The sequence below is a fragment of the Streptomyces sp. NPDC002793 genome (assembly GCF_040295485.1).
Lineage (GTDB): Bacteria > Actinomycetota > Actinomycetes > Streptomycetales > Streptomycetaceae > Streptomyces.
In genome coordinates this window covers 64,350-83,531 of record NZ_JBEOVL010000011.1, presented here as the reverse complement: position 1 = coordinate 83,531, position 19,182 = coordinate 64,350, and the positions used below count along the sequence as shown (strand labels likewise).

23 protein-coding genes are annotated in these 19,182 nt (G+C 70.7%); 7 read left to right on the top strand and 16 right to left on the bottom strand.

All coding sequences use genetic code 11. The features are described 5' to 3' along the window. Positions 1–80: 80 nt before the first annotated feature. Both ABT001_RS13300 and ABT001_RS13295 read left to right on the top strand, forming a co-directional pair. The gene (locus tag ABT001_RS13300) at positions 81–1,019 is read left to right on the top strand and encodes a CAP domain-containing protein (protein ID WP_351276164.1); all 939 of its coding nucleotides are present in this window, start codon (positions 81–83) and stop codon (positions 1,017–1,019) included. 76 nt (positions 1,020–1,095) lie between these two features. Then, positions 1,096–1,500 carry a winged helix-turn-helix transcriptional regulator gene (locus tag ABT001_RS13295; protein WP_351276162.1) on the top strand — a complete coding sequence of 135 codons (405 nt, stop codon included), beginning with the start codon at positions 1,096–1,098 and terminating at the stop codon, positions 1,498–1,500. A gap of 9 nt (positions 1,501–1,509) precedes the next feature. Here ABT001_RS13295 and mutM read toward each other — a convergent pair whose 3' ends face one another. The 9 genes from mutM to ABT001_RS13250 form a co-directional block, all read right to left on the bottom strand. Further along, the gene (gene mutM / locus ABT001_RS13290) at positions 1,510–2,367 is read right to left on the bottom strand and encodes a bifunctional DNA-formamidopyrimidine glycosylase/DNA-(apurinic or apyrimidinic site) lyase (protein ID WP_351276160.1); all 858 of its coding nucleotides are present in this window, start codon (positions 2,365–2,367) and stop codon (positions 1,510–1,512) included. Between the two features lie 134 nt (positions 2,368–2,501). Beyond that, positions 2,502–3,326: a ribonuclease III gene (rnc, locus tag ABT001_RS13285; RefSeq protein WP_351276158.1), complete on the bottom strand. Its 825-nt coding sequence runs from the start codon at positions 3,324–3,326 to the stop codon at positions 2,502–2,504. A 19-nt stretch (positions 3,327–3,345) separates the two neighbouring features. Then, positions 3,346–3,519, bottom strand: coding sequence for a 50S ribosomal protein L32 (gene rpmF / locus ABT001_RS13280; RefSeq protein WP_003965982.1), 174 nt, complete (start codon positions 3,517–3,519; stop codon positions 3,346–3,348). A gap of 2 nt (positions 3,520–3,521) precedes the next feature. Further along, the gene (locus ABT001_RS13275) at positions 3,522–4,136 is read right to left on the bottom strand and encodes a YceD family protein (protein ID WP_351276156.1); all 615 of its coding nucleotides are present in this window, start codon (positions 4,134–4,136) and stop codon (positions 3,522–3,524) included. 195 nt (positions 4,137–4,331) lie between these two features. Next, positions 4,332–5,447 carry a F0F1 ATP synthase subunit B family protein gene (locus ABT001_RS13270; RefSeq protein ID WP_351276155.1) on the bottom strand — a complete coding sequence of 372 codons (1,116 nt, stop codon included), beginning with the start codon at positions 5,445–5,447 and terminating at the stop codon, positions 4,332–4,334. Between the two features lie 97 nt (positions 5,448–5,544). Then, a complete protein-coding gene (gene coaD, locus ABT001_RS13265) occupies positions 5,545–6,024 on the bottom strand; it encodes a pantetheine-phosphate adenylyltransferase (RefSeq protein WP_351276377.1) in 480 nt (159 codons plus the stop codon). A gap of 26 nt (positions 6,025–6,050) precedes the next feature. Beyond that, on the bottom strand, positions 6,051–6,635 hold the full coding sequence (gene rsmD, locus ABT001_RS13260; RefSeq protein ID WP_351276153.1) for a 16S rRNA (guanine(966)-N(2))-methyltransferase RsmD: 585 nt from the start codon (positions 6,633–6,635) through the stop codon (positions 6,051–6,053). Positions 6,636–6,725: 90 nt separating this feature from the next. Further along, positions 6,726–8,936 carry an ATP-dependent DNA helicase RecG gene (gene recG / locus ABT001_RS13255; protein WP_351276151.1) on the bottom strand — a complete coding sequence of 737 codons (2,211 nt, stop codon included), beginning with the start codon at positions 8,934–8,936 and terminating at the stop codon, positions 6,726–6,728. 51 nt (positions 8,937–8,987) lie between these two features. Continuing rightward, positions 8,988–10,622 (bottom strand): DAK2 domain-containing protein, encoded by a 1,635-nt coding sequence (locus ABT001_RS13250; protein ID WP_351276149.1) that lies wholly within the window; start codon positions 10,620–10,622, stop codon positions 8,988–8,990. Positions 10,623–10,880: 258 nt separating this feature from the next. Between ABT001_RS13250 and rpmB the strand changes: the two genes are divergently transcribed. Then, on the top strand, positions 10,881–11,066 hold the full coding sequence (gene rpmB, locus ABT001_RS13245) for a 50S ribosomal protein L28 (RefSeq protein WP_003965989.1): 186 nt from the start codon (positions 10,881–10,883) through the stop codon (positions 11,064–11,066). Between the two features lie 74 nt (positions 11,067–11,140). Here rpmB and thiD read toward each other — a convergent pair whose 3' ends face one another. Together thiD and ABT001_RS13235 are read right to left on the bottom strand one after the other, a co-directional pair. Further along, positions 11,141–11,950, bottom strand: coding sequence for a bifunctional hydroxymethylpyrimidine kinase/phosphomethylpyrimidine kinase (gene thiD, locus ABT001_RS13240; protein WP_351276147.1), 810 nt, complete (start codon positions 11,948–11,950; stop codon positions 11,141–11,143). A 90-nt stretch (positions 11,951–12,040) separates the two neighbouring features. Continuing rightward, positions 12,041–13,009: a thiamine-phosphate kinase gene (locus ABT001_RS13235; RefSeq protein WP_351276145.1), complete on the bottom strand. Its 969-nt coding sequence runs from the start codon at positions 13,007–13,009 to the stop codon at positions 12,041–12,043. Between the two features lie 240 nt (positions 13,010–13,249). On the opposite strand from ABT001_RS13235, the gene ABT001_RS13230 reads away from it, so the two are divergent. Beyond that, positions 13,250–13,483 carry an Lrp/AsnC family transcriptional regulator gene (locus tag ABT001_RS13230; protein WP_351276143.1) on the top strand — a complete coding sequence of 78 codons (234 nt, stop codon included), beginning with the start codon at positions 13,250–13,252 and terminating at the stop codon, positions 13,481–13,483. Between the two features lie 20 nt (positions 13,484–13,503). Then, positions 13,504–13,980: a DUF3515 domain-containing protein gene (locus ABT001_RS13225; RefSeq protein WP_351276141.1), complete on the top strand. Its 477-nt coding sequence runs from the start codon at positions 13,504–13,506 to the stop codon at positions 13,978–13,980. A 30-nt stretch (positions 13,981–14,010) separates the two neighbouring features. Here the strand turns inward: ABT001_RS13225 and ABT001_RS13220 are convergent, their stop codons facing one another. Genes ABT001_RS13220 through ABT001_RS13210 form a run of 3 tightly spaced genes read right to left on the bottom strand, consistent with a single transcriptional unit; the run spans position 14,011 to position 16,983 of the window. Beyond that, entirely contained in the window at positions 14,011–15,183 is a 1,173-nt protein-coding gene (locus tag ABT001_RS13220; protein WP_351276139.1) for a D-alanine--D-alanine ligase family protein, read from the bottom strand. 34 nt (positions 15,184–15,217) lie between these two features. Beyond that, complete coding sequence (locus ABT001_RS13215; RefSeq protein WP_351276137.1) at positions 15,218–16,228, bottom strand: NAD(P)H-dependent glycerol-3-phosphate dehydrogenase; 1,011 nt, start codon at positions 16,226–16,228, stop codon at positions 15,218–15,220. Next, complete coding sequence (locus ABT001_RS13210; RefSeq protein WP_351276135.1) at positions 16,225–16,983, bottom strand: lysophospholipid acyltransferase family protein; 759 nt, start codon at positions 16,981–16,983, stop codon at positions 16,225–16,227. The genes ABT001_RS13215 and ABT001_RS13210 overlap by 4 nt, the downstream gene beginning before the upstream one ends. A 148-nt stretch (positions 16,984–17,131) precedes the next feature. Here ABT001_RS13210 and cofC point away from each other — a divergent pair, with 148 nt between their 5' ends. Then, positions 17,132–17,815 carry a 2-phospho-L-lactate guanylyltransferase gene (cofC, locus tag ABT001_RS13205; protein WP_351276133.1) on the top strand — a complete coding sequence of 228 codons (684 nt, stop codon included), beginning with the start codon at positions 17,132–17,134 and terminating at the stop codon, positions 17,813–17,815. A gap of 10 nt (positions 17,816–17,825) precedes the next feature. Further along, a complete protein-coding gene (locus ABT001_RS13200) occupies positions 17,826–18,029 on the top strand; it encodes a hypothetical protein (RefSeq protein WP_147959669.1) in 204 nt (67 codons plus the stop codon). Positions 18,030–18,110: 81 nt separating this feature from the next. Here the strand turns inward: ABT001_RS13200 and ABT001_RS13195 are convergent, their stop codons facing one another. Both ABT001_RS13195 and ABT001_RS13190 read right to left on the bottom strand, forming a co-directional pair. Next, the gene (locus tag ABT001_RS13195) at positions 18,111–18,779 is read right to left on the bottom strand and encodes an HU family DNA-binding protein (RefSeq protein WP_351276131.1); all 669 of its coding nucleotides are present in this window, start codon (positions 18,777–18,779) and stop codon (positions 18,111–18,113) included. Between the two features lie 142 nt (positions 18,780–18,921). After that, positions 18,922–19,149, bottom strand: a complete 228-nt coding sequence (locus ABT001_RS13190) for an SCO5555 family protein (protein WP_351276129.1) — start codon at positions 19,147–19,149, stop codon at positions 18,922–18,924. Positions 19,150–19,182: the final 33 nt, after the last annotated feature.

Genomic DNA, 19,182 nt, shown 5'->3' with positions numbered 1-19,182 from the left:
AGCCTCACTCGAACGGGTGAGTTTGATCTTGAATACGGTGACGTCGGAAAGACGCCCGGAGCACGAGGAAGGCACAGCGCATGGGACGGCATCGACGCGCAGGCGCGGCCCCCGCCGCTGAGCAGCACGCGGCGCACCCGGAGGACGGGCCTCGGGGTTCCCGCAGGAAGAAGCGGGCCGGCATACCCGTGCGCGCCGGGCTTCTCGGCGTGTCAGCGGCTGTGGCCGTCGGAGCGGTGGCTGTCGCCTCCGGCCTGTTGCCCGGCGGCGACAGCTACAGCGTCAGCGGTGGCGGAGCCACGGACCAGGTCCACGCGGGTGGAGCCCCCGACCTCCTGACCCAGGGCGACTCGTCCGCCGAGCCGACCGGCCGCACCTCTGCCTCCGCGTCCGCCGGGGCCGACCGGGGTACCGGCCGTTCCGCCGCACCCTCGAAGTCCCCCTCCGCCTCCCCGAGCGAGAAGGCGAGCGCGAAGCCGTCCGCGACCGCCTCGAAGCAGGCGACGAAGGCGCCGAAGCGTACGAAGGCTCCTGCCCCGGCGCCGGAGAGGAGCGCGTCGTCCGGCCCGGCGGCCAAGACCCCGGACGATGCGAAGCCCTCGTCGGCCACACCGAGCCAGAAGGCCCCGGAGAGCCCGTCCGCCCCCAGCGCTCAGGCCGCCGTGCTCACCCTGGTCAACCAGGAGCGGGCGAAGGCCGGCTGCAGCCCGGTCACCACCAGCGCGTCGCTGACCGCGCTCGCCCAGGACTTCAGCGAGGACATGGCCGCCCGCGACTTCTTCGGGCACACCGACCCCGACGGGGCGACCCCGTGGGACCGCGCCGCCGCGGCCGGGGTGCAGGGCCTGGGCGGCGAGAACATCGCCCGCGGACAGGCCGACGCCCAGGCCGTGATGGACGCCTGGATGAACAGCGACGGCCACCGCGCGAACATCCTCAACTGCGATTTCAAGACGCTCGGCATCGGAGTCCACCTCGGATCCGGCGGCCCCTGGTGGACGCAGGACTTCGGCTTCTGAGAAGTCAGCGGTACCTCACTTACGCCTGTGCAGCGCTCACCCGGAGTGAGCGCTGCACAGGCGTAAGCTGTCAAGCATGGGTGAGACGGAAACAGGGTCCCTGCCGGACGGCTACTGCTCGGCCTTCGACGTCTTCTCGCGGAAGTGCCCCTCGCGCGGCACCCTGGAACACGTCACCGGCCGCTGGGGCGGCCTGACCCTCGGCGCGCTGTACGAGAGCGGCGCCCGCTTCAACGAACTGCGCCGCCGGGTCGACGGTGTCAGCGAGAAGATGCTCTCCCAGACACTGCACGCGCTGGAGCGCGACGGCCTGGTTCACCGGGAGGCCCGGCTGACCAATCCGCCGCGCGTCGACTACGAGCTGACCGCGCTCGGCCGTGAGGTCGCGGGCCGGCTGATGGACCTGATCCAGCTCGTGGAGGAGCGGATGCCCGAGGTCGCCGAGGCCCGGAGCCGGTACGACGCGGCGCGCGAAGCCTGACGGGGAGTCTCAGGAGACGCGCGGCGGACGCTGGCAGCGCGGGCAGAAGTAGCTGGAGCGGTTCATCCACGGCCTGCGGCGCATCGGCGTACCGCAGCGGTGGCAGGGCTCGTCCTCACGCCCGTACGCGTCGAGCGACCTGTCGAAGTAACCGGACTCCCCGTTCACATTGACGTACAGGCTGTCGAAGCTGGTGCCGCCCTGGGCGAGGGCCTCCCGCATCACGTCCCGGACATGGCCGAGCAGCTCCGCCGTCCTCGGGCGGGTCAGGGTGGCGGTCGGCCGCTCGTAGTGCAGTCGGCTGCGCCAGAGCGCCTCGTCGGCGTAGATGTTCCCGACGCCGCTGATCAGGGACTGGTCGAGCAGGGCGCGCTTGACCGTGGTGCGGCGCAGGCGAAGCGCCAGGTGGAAGGCGGTGTCGTCGAAGGCCGGGTCGAGGGGGTCGCGCGCGATGTGCGCGATGACGTCGGGCAGGCCCTCGGGGGTGTTCTCGTGCAGCGACAGCCCACCGAAGGTGCGCTGGTCGACGAAGCGCAGCTCGGTGCCGAGCGCGTCGTCGAAGCGGATCCTGATCCGGAGGTGCTTCTCGTCGGGGGCGGCCTCGGGCTGCACGAGCAGCTGACCGCTCATGCCGAGGTGGCCCAGGAGTGAGGACTCCGCCTCGTCGAGGGGGACCCAGAGGTACTTGCCGCGGCGCATCGCCGTGCCGAAGCGCAGGCCACGGAGCCGGGCCGCGAAGTCGCCGCCGCCCGCGAGGTGCCGGCGGACCGCGCGCGGATGCAGGACCTCGACGTCCTCGACGGTGCGACCGGCCGTCCAGCGCTCAAGACCCCGCCGCACGACTTCGACCTCGGGCAGTTCGGGCACGGCGGGCACTCCTACGGGGGGCGTGACATGACAACGGATGTGACGGGACGAGCGAACACGGCGGGGCAGCGGACGTGGGCGGGACAGCGGAAACCCCTCGGTGCCGTGGAGGCACCGAGGGGTTTCCGGATCGGTCAGGCCGGAGCCGCGTCCGAGTGCGGCGACGGGTCGGCAGGGACGTCGGCGACCCCTCCGTCGGCCACGGACGTTCCCGCGGCCTCCCGTGCTTCCGCGGCGGCGCTGATCTCGCGCCAGGCGGACTCCGCCGCCTGCTGCTCCGCTTCCTTCTTGCTACGGCCGGTGCCGGTGCCGTACGAGACACCACCGACGCGAGCAGCAGCAGTAAAGGTCTTCTCGTGATCGGGGCCGGTCTCCGTGACGAGGTACTCGGGGACTCCGAGGCTCTCGCTCGCGGTGAGCTCCTGGAGACTGGTCTTCCAGTCCAGGCCGGCTCCGAGGTTGGAGGACCTGTCGATCAGCGGGTCGAAGAGCCGGTGGACCAGCTCCGAGGCCGCACTGAGGCCCTGGTCGAGATAGACGGCGCCGAGCACCGCTTCAAGGGTGTCGGCGAGGATGGAAGCCTTGTCCCGGCCACCCGTTCCCTCTTCACCACGGCCGAGCCGGATGAAGGAGCCGAGTTCGAGGCCGCGGCCCACTTCCGCAAGTGCACGCGAGTTGACCACCGCGGCCCGCAACTTGGCCAGCTGGCCTTCGGGCAGGTCGGGGTGGGTGCGGTACAGCGTGTCCGTGACCACCAGGCCGAGCACCGAATCCCCGAGGAATTCGAGCCGCTCGTTGGTGGGCAGACCGCCGTTCTCGTATGCGTACGAACGGTGGGTCAGCGCACGCACCAGAAGGGCGGACTCGAGGTGATACCCGAGCCGCCCTTCCAGAAGCGTGTGGGACGAGGCTGTGTTGACGTTGTCTGCCTGCTTCTTGGCGCTGGACAACTCAGACATCGGGCCTCTCACCAGCCGCTCAGACCTCGAGGACCTGGCGCTTGTTGTAGGTGCCGCAGCTCGGGCACGCAATGTGCTGGAGCTTCGGCTCCTGGCAACGCTCGCACGAAACCAGGGTGGGGACCGCAGCCTTCCACTGCGACCGGCGGTGGCGCGTGTTGCTGCGCGACATCTTCCGCTTCGGAACAGCCACGGCTACTTCTCCTGCTTCTCGTCGACGCCCGGTTCGGCGCCGCCCATGTTGTCCTTCTCGCCGTCCTGAACGGTGTCGGCGAGTCCTTGCAGTGCCGCCCAACGGATGTCGACGGCATCGTGGTGGTGGTCCGGATTCTCGTCCAGCCTGATTCCGCATTCGGAACACAGACCGGCACAGGTCTCCTTGCACACCGGCTGCAGCGGCAGTGCGAGCACCACCGCGTCACGCAGCACAGGCTCGAGGTCGAACGAGTCGTCCTCGAGGAAGAGCCTGTCCTCGTCGTCCTCGGCGTCGTCGACCGGGTCCGCGGTCCTGCTGCGGTTCCGGTCATCGGCGTCAGGGTACGAGAACATTTCCTGGAAGTCCGCTTCGACCTCGATGGCCAGCGGCTCCAGACACCTTACGCACTCCCCCTCGGCAGTCGCACGGGCGGTGCCTGTGACGAGCACCCCATCCATGACGGATTCGAGGCGGAGGTCCAGCTCGACGGGCGCCTTCTCCGGCACACCGATGACCCCGTCGATACCGAGGACAGGTGCACCAGGGGCTTCCACCGAGCGGGTAAGCCGCTTCATGGCACCGGGACGCCGACCCAACTCGCGCGTATCGAACACGAGGGGGTTTCGGTGGTCGAGGTGGCCGTTCAGGGCTTTTCCTGCTTTCGAGAATCATGTGCGTGGTGCGGCTTCGGGTGGGCCGCCCCTGTCCGGAAGGAATGAGGGCAGCCGGGATCGCGGACATACACGCGACCGAAGAGCCAGGATACTGGACGTACCGCCCAGCTCCCAATCCGGTGGGGACCGCTCCGGTCAGCGGCCCTGTTCGTAGCGGCGCAGCTGCTCCAGGTCGATCATGCTCGTGTCGAAGAGGCTGGTCTCGTCCAGCGTGCCCTCGGCCTGCTGCGCGGGAGCCTGGGCCTGCTGCGGCCAGCCGTACTCCTGCTGCTGGTTCGGGTCGTACGTCTGCTGCTGGTAGCCGGCGTACGGGTCGGGCTGCTGCTGGTAGCCGTAGCCCGCCTGGGGCTGCTGCGGGTCCTGGTAGCCGTACGTCTGCGCGTACTGCGGCTCGGGCTGGGCCTGGGCCGGGAAACCGCCCTGCGCGGGTGCCTGGTAGTCGGCGACCGGTGCGTAGTCCGGCTGCGCGGGCTCGGCGTAGGAGGGCTGCTGAGGGCTCCGCAGCGGCTCGGGGGTGGAGAGCTCGGCCAGGCCGGCCCAGTGGTCCTCGTCGCTGGTGCGCTGCCCGCCGCCGGCGGCGTCCTGGGCGGCCATGTGTGCGCCGAGGTCGTCGGTGGCGACCCGGCCGTGCAGCTTCTGACGGCCCCGGCCCACGGCCTCCAGGGTCTTGGCGAGCACGGCCTCGAAGGCGCCGAACTTGGCGTCCACGTAGTCGTCGGCACGCCGGCGGAGCGTCTCGGGGTCGGCGCTGCGCTCCGGCGCCTCGGCGAAGTCGGGGTCCTCGTAGCCCTGCTCGTCGACTCCCCGGCCCCGGCCCAGGAGCTTCTCCCGGCCGCGGTCGACGGAGCCGATGGTCTTGGTGAGGACGACCTCGAAGTTGGCGAGCTTGCTGTCGACGTACTCGTCGGCCTCGCCCCGGACCTCGTCGGCCTCCCGGCGGGCCTCGGACAGGATCCGGTCCGCCTCGGCCTGGGAGCGCTGGGCGATCTCGGTGCCGGAGATCAGCGAGGCGCGTTCCGCACGGGCGGACTCGATGATCCGCTCGGCCTCCTGCCTGGCCTGCGCGACGAGCTGCTCACGGCCGCCGATGAGTTCCTCGGCGTGGGCGAGCGAGCCGGGCAGGGCCTCGCGTACCTCCTCGAGCATCGCGAGCAGTTCGGAACGGTTGACCACGCAGGACGCCGACATGGGCATGGAGCGGGCGTTACCGACCGTTTCGACGATCTCGTCGAGCTTCTTCTGCACGTCCACCGTGTGCTCGCCACTCTCTGCTGCTGTTGGAGACGGACGGGACGACTGTAAGGCCAGTCGCCTCCCGTCCGACACCTGGTGACGGGCCGTCAGCACATCACTGCCGGCGGAGACGCTCCGCCAGGGCCTCGTGGACCGTCGGCGGCAGCAGGTGCGCCACGTCGCCGCCCCAGGTGGCGACCTCCTTGACCAGTGAGGACGACAGGAAGCTGTAGGTCGGGTTGGTCGGCACGAAGAGTGTCTCGACCCCCGAGAGGCCGTTGTTCATCTGGGCCATCTGCAGCTCGTAGTCGAAGTCGCTGACCGCCCGCAGCCCCTTCACGATCGCGGGGATGTCGCGCTGCTTGCAGAAGTCGACCAGCAGGCCGTGGAAGGACTCGACCTCCACGTTGCCGAAGTCCGCCGTGACCTCGCGGATCATCTCGATCCGCTCGTCGACGGTGAACAGGCCCTTCTTGGACTGGTTGATCATCACGGCGACGTGCACGACGTCGTACAGCTTCGAGGCTCGACCGATGATGTCGAGATGTCCGTTGGTGATGGGGTCGAACGACCCCGGACAGACGGCGCGGCGCAACGTGATTCCCTCGCTCTCCGGTGCGGTCATCGTGCGTCTTCGCACGTAGAGGCGGCGCGACCGTACCAAAACGTGGCCTCGCCGTAGCGACGCGCCCGCTGTGGCTCGAATCCGTCGGGCCAGCTGAATTCCCCGCCTCTGGTGCTCCGTTCCACCGTGACGAGAGCGTCGCCCGTGAGCCACCCCTGAGCACGGAGTGTGAGGAGGATCTCCCGAAGATCGTCGTCCGTGACGGCGTACGGCGGATCGAGGAAGACCACGTCGTACGGTGCGGAGGGCGCCGGTCCCGCCGCGATCTGCTCCGCTCTGCCCGCACGGAGTTCGGCCCCGGGCAGACCGAGGGTGCGGATGTTGTCGCGGATGGTGCGCGCGGCCTTGGCGTCGGCCTCCACGAGCAGCGCGTGGGCCGCTCCGCGCGAGAGCGCCTCCAGGCCCACCGCTCCGGAGCCCGCGTACAGATCGGCGACACGGATGTCGTCGAGCGTGCCCAGAAGCGCCTGCCACGTGGAGAAGAGGGCCTCGCGCGCACGGTCGGAGGTGGGGCGGGTACCGGTTCCGGGCGGGACGGCCAGGCGGCGTCCGCCGGCCGAGCCGGCGATCACGCGGGTCATGGGCTATTCGTTCCTCGGGTCGCGGGCGACGCACAGGACGGGACGTGCGCCGTGCTCCCCACGATATGGCGTCGCCGGGAATCCGCCCCGTCACCCCTTGTCGAGGTACTCCTCCCGGTCCTTGTCGAGCAGGGCGTCCAGCGCGATGCGCAGCTCCGGCAGGCTCTCCAGCCCGGGATCCTCCGCGACGACACGGACGGCCTCCTCGCGTGCCGCCGCGATGACCTCCTCGTCGTCGATGACGCTGAGCACCCGGAGCGAGGAGCGGACCCCGGACTGGGCCTGGCCGAGGACATCGCCCTCGCGGCGCTGTTCGAGGTCGATCCGGGAGAGCTCGAAGCCGTCGAGGGTGGCGGCGACCGCGGCGAGCCTGGCCCTGGCGGGGCTCGCCTCGTGGGACTCGCTGACCAGCAGGCAGAGGCCGGGGGCCGAACCACGCCCCACGCGGCCTCTGAGCTGGTGCAGCTGGGAGACGCCGAAGCGGTCCGCGTCCATGATCACCATCGCGGTGGCGTTGGGGACGTTCACCCCGACCTCGATGACGGTGGTGGCGACCAGGACGTCGACCTGACCGGCGGCGAACCGGCGCATGACGTCGTCCTTGTCGTCGGGGTGCATCCTGCCGTGCAGCACCTCGGTCCGGAGGCCGGTGAGCGGGCCCTTGCGGAGCTGTTCGGCGATCTCCAGGACGGCGAGCGGCGGCCGCTTCTCGGCGTCGTCCGCGGGGGCGGCCTGCTTCTTCCCCTTCTTCTTCTCCGGGGCCTCGTCGTCGTCCCCGATGCGGGGGCAGACCACGTACGCCTGGTGGCCGTTCTCCACCTCCTCGCGGACGCGTTCCCAGGCGCGGCTGAGGAAGTGCGGCTTGTCCTTGGCGGGGACGACATGGGTGGCGATGGGTGAGCGGCCGGCGGGGAGCTGGTCCAGGACGGAGGTCTCCAGGTCGCCGAAGACGGTCATCGCGACCGTGCGGGGAATGGGTGTGGCCGTCATCACCAGCAGGTGGGGCGGCTGCTTCCCCTTGGAGCGGAGCGCGTCGCGCTGTTCGACGCCGAAGCGGTGCTGTTCGTCGACGACGACCAGGCCCAGGTCGTGGAACTGGACCTTGTCCTCGATCAGCGCGTGGGTGCCGATGACGATCCCGGCCTCGCCCGTGACCAGGTCGAGCAGTGCCTGACGGCGGGCCGGGACGCCCATCGACCCGGTGAGCAGCACCACTTTGGTGCCCCGGTCGGAGCCGCCGAGCATGCCGCCTTCCGCGAGCTCGCCCATCATCTCGGTGACGGACCGGTGGTGCTGCTGGGCGAGCACCTCGGTGGGGGCGAGCATCGCGGCCTGGCCGCCCGCGTCGACGACGGTGAGCATCGCGCGCAGGGCGACCATCGTCTTTCCCGACCCCACCTCGCCCTGCAGCAGCCGGTGCATCGGATGTTCCGTCGCCAGGTCGTCGAAGATCTCCGCGGTCACCTTCTGCTGGCCTTCGGTGAGTGTGAAGGGCAGCTCGGCGTCGAAGGCGTCGAGCAGTCCGCCGGGGACGGACCTGCGGGCCACCGCCGGAAGCTGGGTGTCCGCGTAGCGGCGGCGGGCCAGCGCGACCTGGAGGACGAAGGCCTCGTCCCACCTCAGCCGCTCCCGGGCGGCCGCGATGTCCGCCTTGGTGTGCGGGCGGTGGATCTTGAGCAGGGCCTCCGGCAGCGGGATGAAGCCGCGTCCCTCCCGGAGCGTCCCGGGCAGCGGGTCGACGGCGTCCTGCGCGCTGGGCAGGACCGTGTCCACGGCCTTGGCGATCCGCCAGGAGTCCAGCTGCTTGCAGGCCGGGTAGATGGGCAGCAACTGCCCGGCGAAGGCGTCGACGGCGTCGGACGCCTCCTCCTCGTCGTGCGCGTCGAGGAGTTGGTACGTGGGATGGGCGAGCTGCATCTTCCGGTTGAAGACGGAGGCCTTGCCCGCGAACATCGCCCGTCGGCCGGGGAGGAGCTCCTTGTGGGGTTTGTGGACGCCGTGGCCGAAGAAGACCAGCTGGAGCCGGCCGCTCCCGTCGGTGAGGGTGACCTCCAGCCGTTTGCCCCGGCCGTTGTTGAACATCATGATCCGCGCGTCGGCGACCTGGGCGACCACCGTCACGTGCTCGTCCAGCGGCAGCTCGGTGAGCGCCGTGAGACGGCCCCGCTCCTCGTAGCGCCGGGGGTAGTGGTGCAGCAGGTCACCGACCGTGTGCAGGTCGAGGTGCTCGGCCATCACCTTCGCGGTGGCACCGCCGAGCAGCTTCTTGAGGGGTTCATCGAACGCGGACACGTGGTCCATTGCACACCACACCACTGACAGACGGCGCCGGGCGCGGCGCCGCGCGACGTGTCATTCGACACCGATCAGCAGGGGCGCTGCCTGGTGGCCGCCCCGGTAGACGACCGTGTCGACGGCCAGGTAGCCCTCGCGGACGTGGTCGCTCAGCTCGTCGGCCAGGCCGTCCGGCACGTCCTCCCCCAGGACCAGGGTGACGAGTTCGCCGCCGGCCGACAGCATCCGGTCCAGGACCGTGCGGGCCGTGCCGGGAACGTCCGTACCGATGACGGCGACGTCCCCGTCGATCAGGCCGAGGATGTCCCCGGCCTGGCAGATGCCCGCCATGGTCCACGACTGCCGTTCGGCTACCGCCAGTTCGGCGTACCGGGTGGCTCCGGCCGCCGAGGTCATCGCGACGACGTCCTCGTCGAAGCTGCGGCCGGGTTCGTGGACGGCCAGCGCGGCGATGCCCTGGACGGCGGCGCGGGTGGGCACCAGGGCGACGCGGATGCCTTCGCTCCTGGCCTGTTCCGCGGCCGCGGCGGCCGTGTGGCGCAGCTGGGTGTCGTTGGGGAGAAGGACCACTTCGCGGGCGTGGGCCCGCCGGATGGCGTCGACCAGTTCGCCGCTGGCGGGGGGTTCCCCGGGGCGTGCCAGCACGGTGGTCGCCCCGGCCTCCGCGCAGAGCCCGGCGAGCCCGTCGCCGGGTACCACCGCGACGACCGCGCGCTGGGCGGGCTCCCGGTGGGCGGCGCCCCGGTCGGCCGCGAAGTGGGTGATCCGGATCCGGTAGGGCCGGCCTGCCTCGACCCCGGCCTCCACGGCCGCCCCCGCGTCGTCGACGTGGACGTGGACGTTCCACAGGCCGTCGCCGCCGACCACGACGAGTGATTCGCCCATGGCGTCCAGCCGGGACCGCAGCCGGGCGACCGCGTCGTCGGACGCCTCCAGCAGGTAGATGACCTCGAAGGCCGGCCCCCCTTCCGGGTCCGGGCAGTCACCGGCCGGGGTCAGGGCGCCGGTCGCCGGCGGGACGTCGGCGGCGGGCAGGACCGCGTGCTCCCGTGCCCGCCCGCCGACCGCCTCCAGGAGTGCGCCGAGCACGGTCACCAGCCCCTGCCCGCCCGCGTCCACGACACCCGCGCGACCGAGGACGGCGAGCTGGCCGGGGGTCGCGGCCAGGGCCGCGCGCGCCCCTTCGTACGCCGCCTCCGCCACGTCCGTGAGGCCGGCGCTCCCGTCCGTGGCCGCCGCCGAGTCGGCGGCGGCGGTGGCCACGGTGAGCACCGTGCCCTCGACCGGGTGGGCGACGGCCAGCCGTGCCGCCGCGGCCGCCACCTTCAGCGCGGTCCGCAGGTGAGGCGCGTCACCCGACTCGGACAGCACCGAGGCCATGCCGCGCAGCAACTGGGCCAGGATGGTCCCGGAGTTCCCCCGGGCGCCGATCAGCGCGCCGTGCGCCATGGCCCCTACGGCGTCGGCGGGCGCGGGCACGGTGGTGCCGGTCTCATGGGCGGCGAACACCGCTTCGACGGCGGCGGCCGCCGACTCGACGGTGAGGTACAGGTTGGTGCCGGTGTCCCCGTCGGCGACGGGGTAGACGTTGATGGCGTCGATGGCCTCCCGTTCCCTGCCCAGGGCGTCCAGGGCCAGTGAGCACCAGGTGCGCACCGCGACGGCGTCAAGATCGTCGGGGGGTTGCGGCACCGTTGGTCCTCCTTGGGGACGGCCGTGGGGGGCTGGCTGCACCGCAGGGTAGCCCTCGTCGCCAGGTCCGCCCGGGCGGAGGTGCGGGACGGAGTGCCCGGGGAGCCATGGTAGTTTCGTATCTCCGACGCAGCCGTTGTATGCTGCTTCGGTTGCCCGACGAAAGTCGGGACATTCCCCCGGTACCGCCACTTCAGTAAAATGATTCAGGCGTGCCGGAATTCACTGTAAGTGCATCTGAAGTCTTTGGAGTGACCCGTGGCTGCCAACTGCGACGTTTGCGGCAAGGGGCCGAGCTTCGGCAACAGCATTTCGCACTCGCACCGCCGTACGTCCCGTCGCTGGAATCCCAACATCCAGCGCGTGCGTGCAGTGGTCGGTCGGACGCCGAAGCGGCTCAACGTCTGCACCTCGTGCATCAAGGCCGGCAAGGTCGCGCGCTGACGTCCCCGTCGTAGCGCAGCCTTCCGGTTGCCCAAAAAGCCGGTCCACCTCGGTGGACCGGCTTTTTGCTGTGCTCAGTCCGCGGGGCGCGTGAGCCACCCGTGATCCACGGGGCCGATCCCGGCGCCCAGCGCGAAGCCGCCCCGGATCGCGCCGGTGACGTACTCCTTCGCGCCCCGCACGGCCGTCGGGACGTCCTGGCCTCGTGCGAGTCCGCAGGCGATGGCGGAGGCCAGGGTGCAGCCCGTGCCGTGGGTGTGCCGGTTGTCATACCTCGGTGCGCGCAGCCAGTGCTCCTCGCTGCCGTCCGTCAGCAGGTCCACGGCCTCGCCCGGCAGATGCCCGCCCTTGATCACCACCCAGCGCGGTCCGTACGCGAGGATCTCCGCCGCGGCCAGGCGCATGCCCCGTTCGTCGGTGACGGTGAGACCGGTGAGCTGGGTCACCTCGTCGAGATTCGGGGTGGCGACCGTGGCGACGGGCAGGAGCTTCGTGCGTACGGAGTCGAGGGCCTCGGCGGCCAGCAGCGCGTCCCCGTGCTTGGAGACCCCGACGGGGTCGACGACGACGGGGGCGCCGGTGCCCGCGAGGAGTTCCGCGACGAGGCCGACGAGCGCGGCGGAGGACAGCATGCCGGTCTTCACCGCCTGTACGCCGATGTCGTCGACGACGCTGCGGTACTGGGCCCGTACGGCGTCGGCCGGCAGTTCCCAGGCGCCCTGCACGCCCAGCGAGTTCTGGGCGGTCACCGCGGTCAGCACGCTCATCCCGTGGGTGCCGAGGGCCAGCATCGTCTTCAGGTCGGCCTGGATGCCCGCACCGCCGCCGGAGTCTGATCCGGCGACGGTGAGGACACGGGGCGGTATCGGGGCAGGTGCGGTCATGCCCCGGAATCTACTAGGACGTGTTTCGGACGTGCCGCCGTCCGCCCGGAAGGCGGGACTTCCCCGGCACGCCCTGAGCGTCAGCACGCCCTAAGCGTCCTCGATGGATCCGAAGTGGTCCCAGCCGCCCTTGCTCGTCCAGGGCGCCCCGTCGACGGTGACCTGGGGCAGCGCCGACGGTTTGAGGACCTCTCCGATGACCTTCCAGCGTGCCGGGAGCTTCACGTCGGACGGGAACGTCGCCACGATCGCGTGGTCCTCTCCCCCGGTGAGCACCCATTGCAGGGGGTCGATCCCGACGGCCTGCCCGATGTCCGACATCTGCGAGGGGATGTCGATGAGCCCCGACCGCAGGTCGATGCGGACCTGGCTGGCCTCGGCGATGTGCCCGAGGTCGGCGACGAGCCCGTCGCTGACGTCGGTCATGGCCGTGGCACCCAGCCCGGCCGCCGCGGGGCCCGCGTGGTAGGGCGGTTCGGGACGCCGGTGCGCCTCGACGAAGGCACGCGGTGAGCGGAACCCCCGGGAGAGCACGGCGAATCCGGCCGCGGACCAGCCGAGCCATCCCGTGACGGCCACGACGTCGCCGGGCCGGGCGCCGGACCGGGTGACGGGCTCGTGGTTGCGCAGGTCGCCGAGCGCGGTGATCGCGACGGTGATGGTGTCGCCGCCGACGACGTCACCGCCGACGACGGCCGCACCGGCGACCTGGCATTCGTCACGCAGCCCGTCCATCAGCTCGGCGGCCCAGGTGACCGGCAGATCGGCCGGCACGACGAGGCCGAGCAGCAGGGCCGTGGGCACGGCGCCCATGGCCGCGATGTCGGCGAGGTTCTGGGCGGCGGCCTTGCGGCCGACGTCGTACGCGGTCGACCAGTCGCGGCGGAAGTGCCGCCCTTCCAGCAGGATGTCCGTACTGGCCACGACCCTGCGGTCGGGAGCGGCCACGACCGCGGCGTCGTCGCCGGGTCCCAGCCGTACCGCCGGAGTGGTGGTGAGCCGGGAGGTGAGCTCTCTGATGAGCCCGAACTCCCCCAACTCGCCCACGGTTCCCTTCACCGAGTCTCACCTCTCATCTATCGCACCGGACGCCTGTCCGGGCTGCTGCTGCGCACCGGTGGGCTTGCGGTCGCGAGCCCCAACTGCTGTCGGTACCGTCAAGGGATACGTCAACTTCTGCGGCGCGTACGCCACGCTGTGGGCGCCGACCGGCCCGTAGGTCTCCCCGTGGCGCGGGGCGACGCGATAACGTGGCGTCCCTTTCCCCCACATGATCCTCGTGGCCGCCCTGGAGGTTCCGTGGTACAGGCGTACATCCTCATCCAGACCGAGGTGGGCAAGGCGTCGACTGTCGCCGAGACCATCGCAAAGCTCCCGGGAGTGATCCAGGCAGACGACGTCACAGGCCCCTACGACGTGGTGGTGCGCGCGCAGGCCGACACGGTCGACGCGCTCGGCCGGATGGTGGTCGCCAAGGTCCAGCAGGTGGACGGCATCACACGAACCCTGACCTGCCCGGTCGTCCACCTCTGACCCCTGTCTACGCTGGTCCGGTGACTCACACCCGCCGCCGGCCCTTCGGATCCCGCGTTCTCGTGCCCTCCGCCGTCCTGTTCGTCCTGACGGCGGCGGGCTGTTCCGCCGGCCCCTCCGTGACGGTTCCCACGCCGTCGTCGGAGGCCGCCGGGTACTGCGAGAAGCTGCACGAGGAGCTGCCGGAGACCGTCGTCGGTCTGGAACGGAGCGATCCCTCACCGGACTCGGACCTGACCGCCGGCTGGGGGGACGGGGCGATCGTACTGCGCTGCGGCGTCCCCCGGCCCGCGAAGATGGACACTTCCCGCGAGGGCGTCGACGCGGACGGCGTCAACTGGCTGCTGGAGCAGCCCGATGACGCCGGTCCGCGGTTCACGACCACCTACCGCAAGGCGTATGTCGAGGTCACTCTCGGTACCGAGTACGCCCATGACATCACCCCGTTGTCCGCGTTCGCCGAGCCCGTGAGGAAGACGGTCCCCGAGAGTCTGTGAGGGCCGTCCCGCGCGGGACGGCCCCCGGGGTCAGCGCAGGCCGGTGGAGCGGTTCAGCGCGGCCGTGATCAGCCGGTCCACCAGCTCCGGGTACTCCACGCCGCTCGCCTGCCACATGCGGGGGAACATGGAGATCGGAGTGAAGCCGGGCATGGTGTTGATCTCGTTGATGACGAACGTGCCGTCCTCGGTGAGGAAGAAGTCGGCGCGTACCAGACCTTCGCAGGAGGCCGCCTCGAAGGCCTCGACGGCGAGGCGCCGCACCTCGGCGGTCTGCTCCTCGGTGAGCGGTGCGGGGACCAGACCGGCCGCCGAGTCGATGTACTTGGCCTCGAAGTCGTAGAAGTCGTGCGCGGTCACGGGCGGGATCTCCGCGGGCACGCTGGCACGCGGCCCGTCCTCGAACTCCAGCACGCCGCACTCGATCTCACGGCCGCGCAGCAGGGACTCCACGAGGAACTTGGGGTCGTGCCGACGGGCCTCCTCGATCGCCTCGTCGAGCCCTGCCGCGTCGTCGACCTTGGTGATGCCCATGGAGGAGCCGCCGCGGGCCGGCTTGACGAAGAGCGGCCAGCCGTGTTCGGCGGCGAACTCCATGATGCGCTTGCGGGCGGCGGGGCGGTCCGACTCCCACTCCCGGGGGCGGACGACCTCGTACGGGCCGACCGGCAGCCCGAAGGAGGTGAACACCCGCTTCATGTACTCCTTGTCCTGGCCGACGGCCGAGGACAGGACACCGGCGCCGACGTAGGGCACACCGGAGAGCTCCAGGAGCCCCTGGAGCGTGCCGTCCTCGCCGTAGGGGCCGTGCAGCATGGGGAAGACGACGTCGACCTCGCCCAGGACCGTGGGCACCGACCCCGGTTCGCTCACGACGACGTCACGGTTGCCGGGGTCGACGGAGAGCGCCACGGCCCCCTGCCCGGACTCGGCCAGCTGGTCCACGTCGGGCACCTGCCGGTCCGTGATGGCCATGCGGGCCGGGTCGTCGGACGTGAGGGCCCAACGTCCGTCCCTGGTGATGCCGATCGGCAGGACGTCGTACTTCGTCCGGTCGATGGCGCTCATGATGGCACCGGCCGTGACGACGGAGATGCCGTGTTCGGAGCTCCGGCCGCCGAACACGACGGCCACACGCGGCTTGCGGCCCGGCTCGGAGCTCAGGGGGCTCTCAGGGCTCTGGGGGAGGTTCTGGCTGCTCATATCACGATGAGCGTACCTGCTGGTAGGGCTCGAGTCAGCGTCGCTCGGGCTTGGCGCTGCGCGACATCAGCTCCTTGAGCGCGACCACCGGCGGCTTGCCCTCGTGGACGATGCCGACGACCGTCTCGGTGATCGGCATGTCGACGCCGTACCTGCGCGCCAGATCGAGCACGGACTCGCAGGACTTGACGCCCTCGGCGGTCTGGCTCGTGACGGCGACCGTCTCCTGGAGCGTCATCCCGCGCCCGAGGTTGGTGCCGAAGGTGTGGTTGCGTGAGAGCGGCGAGGAGCAGGTGGCCACCAGGTCGCCGAGTCCCGCCAGTCCGGAGAACGTGAGCGGGTCGGCGCCCATCGCGAGTCCCAGCCGGGTGGTCTCGGCGAGGCCGCGGGTGATGAGCGAGCCCTTGGCGTTGTCACCGAGGCCCATGCCGTCGGCGATGCCCACGGCGAGGCCGATGACGTTCTTCACGGCGCCGCCGAGCTCGCAGCCGACCACGTCGGTGTTGGTGTACGGCCGGAAGTAGGGGGTGTGGCAGGCCGCCTGGAGGCGCCGGGCGACGTCCTCGTCGGAGCAGGCGACGACGGCCGCGGCGGGGCGGCGATCGGCGATCTCCCTGGCGAGGTTGGGGCCGGTGATGACGGCGATCCGGTCCGGGGTGACCTCGGTGACGTCCTGGATGACCTCACTCATCCGCTTGGCGGTGCCGAGTTCGACGCCCTTCATCATGGAGACGAGCACGGTGTCGGGCTCCAGGTGGCGCGCCCAGTCGGCGAGGTTGGCGCGCAGGGTCTGCGAGGGCACGACGAGGACGGCGAAGTCGGCGCCGCGCAGCGCCTCGGCCGGATCGGTCGTGGCCCGGACGGAGGCGGGCAGCTCGACGCCCGGCAGATAGCCCGGGTTGGTGCGGGTGGTGTTGATGACCTCCGCGACCTCGGCGCGGCGGCCCCAGAGGGTGACCTCGCAGCCGGCGTCTGCGAGGACCACGGCGAAGGCCGTACCCCATGAGCCGGTTCCGAAGACGGCCGCCTTTACGGGGTGCGTCACGTCGCTACCTCTCCCTTGCCTTCTGCCTTGCGCCGCTGTTCAGCACGGGCCTTGCGGTGATCGTAGAGCTCGGCGGGGGCCTTCTCGCCGCGCACGTCCTCCAGCTGGGCGGTGACCGCGGCCATGATGGTCTCGGTCGCCCGGCGCAGGACGTCGGGGGTCGGTTCCAGGCCGTAGAACGGGGAGAGGTCGACCGGCGGACCGGCCTGCACCCGCAGGGTCTTGCGGGGGAACAGCCGGAGCTTGTTCTCCTTGGCGTAGGGCGGCATCGCCAGGTTGGCGCCCCACTGGGCGACGGGGATCACCGGCGCCCTGGTCATCAGCGCGACACGGGCGGCCCCGGTCTTGCCGGCCATCGGCCACATGTCGGGGTCACGGGTGAGCGTGCCTTCCGGGTAGAAGGCGACGCATTCGCCGCGCTCGATGGCGTCGACGGCTGCCCGGAAGGCGTCGAGTGCGTTGGTCGTCTCGCGGTAGACGGGGATCTGCCCGGTGCCGCGCAGGATCATGCCGACGAAAGGCGTCCTGAACAGTCCGGCCTTGGCGAGGAGCCGCGGCACGCGTCCGGTGTTGTACTGGAAATGCCCGTACGACAGCGGGTCCAGATAAGAGTTGTGATTGACCGCGGTGATGAATCCGCCATCGGCCGGAATGTGTTCCATTCCCCGCCAGTCCCGCTTGAACAGAACCACCAGGGGCGGTTTTGCGATGACCGCCGCCAGGCGGTACCAGAAGCCGATTCTGCGGCGGGGCACTCGGACGCCTTCCTCTAGGAAATGAGCTGTTGCGCGGGCTCGTGGCAGCTGTCCTGCCCCGGGCCCCTGCTGTGTGGAGAACACCGTACGCCTCACCCGTGGGGGCGGACCTCCGGGTTGTCGTACCGGCAGGCGAGAATATGGACCGATGCGTACGGAGGGGGAGATCGCCACGAACACCGACCCGACCGGCCTCTGGTCACTGGTCGTCCCGCTGAAACCGCTCGCACGGGCCAAGAGCAGGCTCGGCAGGACGGTGGGCGGAGATCTGCGTCCGCGCCTCGCACTGGCTTTCGCGCAGGACACCGTGGCGGCTGCGCTGTCCTGCCGGGTGGTGGGGGATGTGGTGGTCGTCACGGACGACCCGGTGGCCGGGGCGGCGCTGACCGCACTCGGCGCGCGCACCGTGTCCGACGCCCCGGCGGCCGGGCTCAACGCGGCGCTGGAGCACGGTGCGCGGTCGGCGCGCGCCCGGCACGGGGACGTGGCGGTGGCCGCGCTCAACGCGGATCTGCCCGCCCTGCGTCCCGACGCATTGGCGCGGGTGCTCGAATTCGCCGCCGCATTTCCCCGCGCATTCGTCAGTGATACGCAGGGAATCGGCACCACTTTTCTTTCCGCGTCACCCGGCGTGGAATTGCGCCCGGCCTTCGGCGGGGCGTCGCGGGCACGGCATCTGGCCTCGGGGGCGGTGGAGGTCACCCTGTCCGGTCTCGATTCCGTCCGCAGGGACGTGGACACGGAAGGCGATCTCGGCGCGGCCCTCGTCCTGGGGGTGGGGCGGTTCACCTCGGAGCTGACGTCCCCTGTGACGCCCGCCGCGGACCGATAGGCTGCCGCGCATGCAGGCGACCTCGTTCACGTACGACTCCGAGACCCGCACCGGCAGCGTGCTGCTCGACGACGGCACCCCGGTGGACTTCGACGCACCCGCGTTCGACGCGGGAGGGCTGCGGCTGCTGCGTCCGGGGCAGCGGGTGCGGATCGAGACGGAGGGCGAGGGTGCCTCGCTGCGGATCACCCTGGTGACGCTGCAGACTCTCTGAACAGCCCTTGAACAGCCCGCGGGCCGGGCTCCCCTCGGGGAGCCCGGCCCGGCGCGTATGAGGAACGAGCGGCGCTCGGTCTCACTTCTTGCGTGCGGTGACCTTCTTGGCTGTGGTCGTGCGCGCCGTGGTCTTCTTCGCGGGCGCCTTCTTCGCCGTGGTCTTCTTGGCGGGCGCCGTCTTCGCGGCGGCGGTCTTCTTCGTCGCCGTCGTCTTCTTCGCGGGGGTCGCCTTCTTCGCGGCCGCCGTGGTGGCGGTCTTCTTGGCCGGGGTGGTGGCCTTCTTGGCGGTCGTGGCCTTCCTGGCCGGCGCCGTCTTCTTCGCGGCCGCCGTGGTGGTCTTCCTGGCGGCGGCGGTGGCCTTCTTGGCGGTGGCCTTCTTCGCCGCGGCCTTCGCCGTCGTACGGGTGGAAGAACCGCCCGAGAGGCTGCCCTTGGGCGCCTTCTTCACGGCCACGTCGTTCTTGGGGAGCTTCTTGGAGCCGCTCACCAGGTCCTTGAACCCCTGTCCCGCACGGAAGCGGGGCACGGAGGTCTTCTTGACCCGCACGCGCTCGCCCGTCTGCGGGTTGCGGGCGTACCTGGCGGGACGGTCGACCTTCTCGAACGAGCCGAAGCCGGTGACCGAGACCCGGTCCCCCGCGACGACCGCACGGACGATCGCGTCGAGTACCACGTCGACGGCGTCTGCGGCCTGCTGGCGGCCGCCGACCTTGTCGGCAATCGCTTCTACGAGCTGCGCCTTGTTCACGTCTTCCCCTTCGGAGACATTGCCAGAACGAAACTGTTCAGGCTTTTTCGCACGTTAGGCAGATATATACCGCAAATCAAACACGAAACGGGCTAATCACCCTAGTGCCGCAACGAAGTCGACCGCTGCGCTCTCCGCAGAGTCAGTCACCTTCGGGGAATCGGCCCTCATCGAGGTCCTTCATCAACCGGTCCAGACGCCTTGCCGCGCCTGGGAGATCGTGCTTAGCCGCGGCCGTGACGACCATCAGCTTCCGGGACAGCGCCATCCGTACGCCCTCCGGGACTTGCAGTGCGCGCACCTTTGAGTGCGCTTCCTTCAATCGGTCGGCGACTTGGCCATAGAGCTCGAGTTGGCTGTCGCGTTCCATGCACCGATTGTGCCATCTGGGGCGAGTTGTCGC

Bases quoted from the DNA above. Each gene is read 5' to 3' on its own strand.
- ABT001_RS13300 (WP_351276164.1), top strand. From the start codon at position 81: ATGGGACGGCATCGACGCGCAGGCGCGGCCCCCGCCGCTGAGCAGCAC.
- ABT001_RS13295 (WP_351276162.1), top strand. From the start codon at position 1,096: ATGGGTGAGACGGAAACAGGGTCCCTGCCGGACGGCTACTGCTCGGCC.
- rnc (WP_351276158.1), bottom strand. From the start codon at position 3,326: ATGTCTGAGTTGTCCAGCGCCAAGAAGCAGGCAGACAACGTCAACACA.
- rsmD (WP_351276153.1), bottom strand. From the start codon at position 6,635: ATGACCCGCGTGATCGCCGGCTCGGCCGGCGGACGCCGCCTGGCCGTC.
- recG (WP_351276151.1), bottom strand. From the start codon at position 8,936: ATGGACCACGTGTCCGCGTTCGATGAACCCCTCAAGAAGCTGCTCGGC.
- thiD (WP_351276147.1), bottom strand. From the start codon at position 11,950: ATGACCGCACCTGCCCCGATACCGCCCCGTGTCCTCACCGTCGCCGGA.
- ABT001_RS13220 (WP_351276139.1), bottom strand. From the start codon at position 15,183: ATGAGCAGCCAGAACCTCCCCCAGAGCCCTGAGAGCCCCCTGAGCTCC.
- cofC (WP_351276133.1), top strand. From the start codon at position 17,132: ATGCGTACGGAGGGGGAGATCGCCACGAACACCGACCCGACCGGCCTC.
- ABT001_RS13200 (WP_147959669.1), top strand. From the start codon at position 17,826: ATGCAGGCGACCTCGTTCACGTACGACTCCGAGACCCGCACCGGCAGC.
- ABT001_RS13190 (WP_351276129.1), bottom strand. From the start codon at position 19,149: ATGGAACGCGACAGCCAACTCGAGCTCTATGGCCAAGTCGCCGACCGA.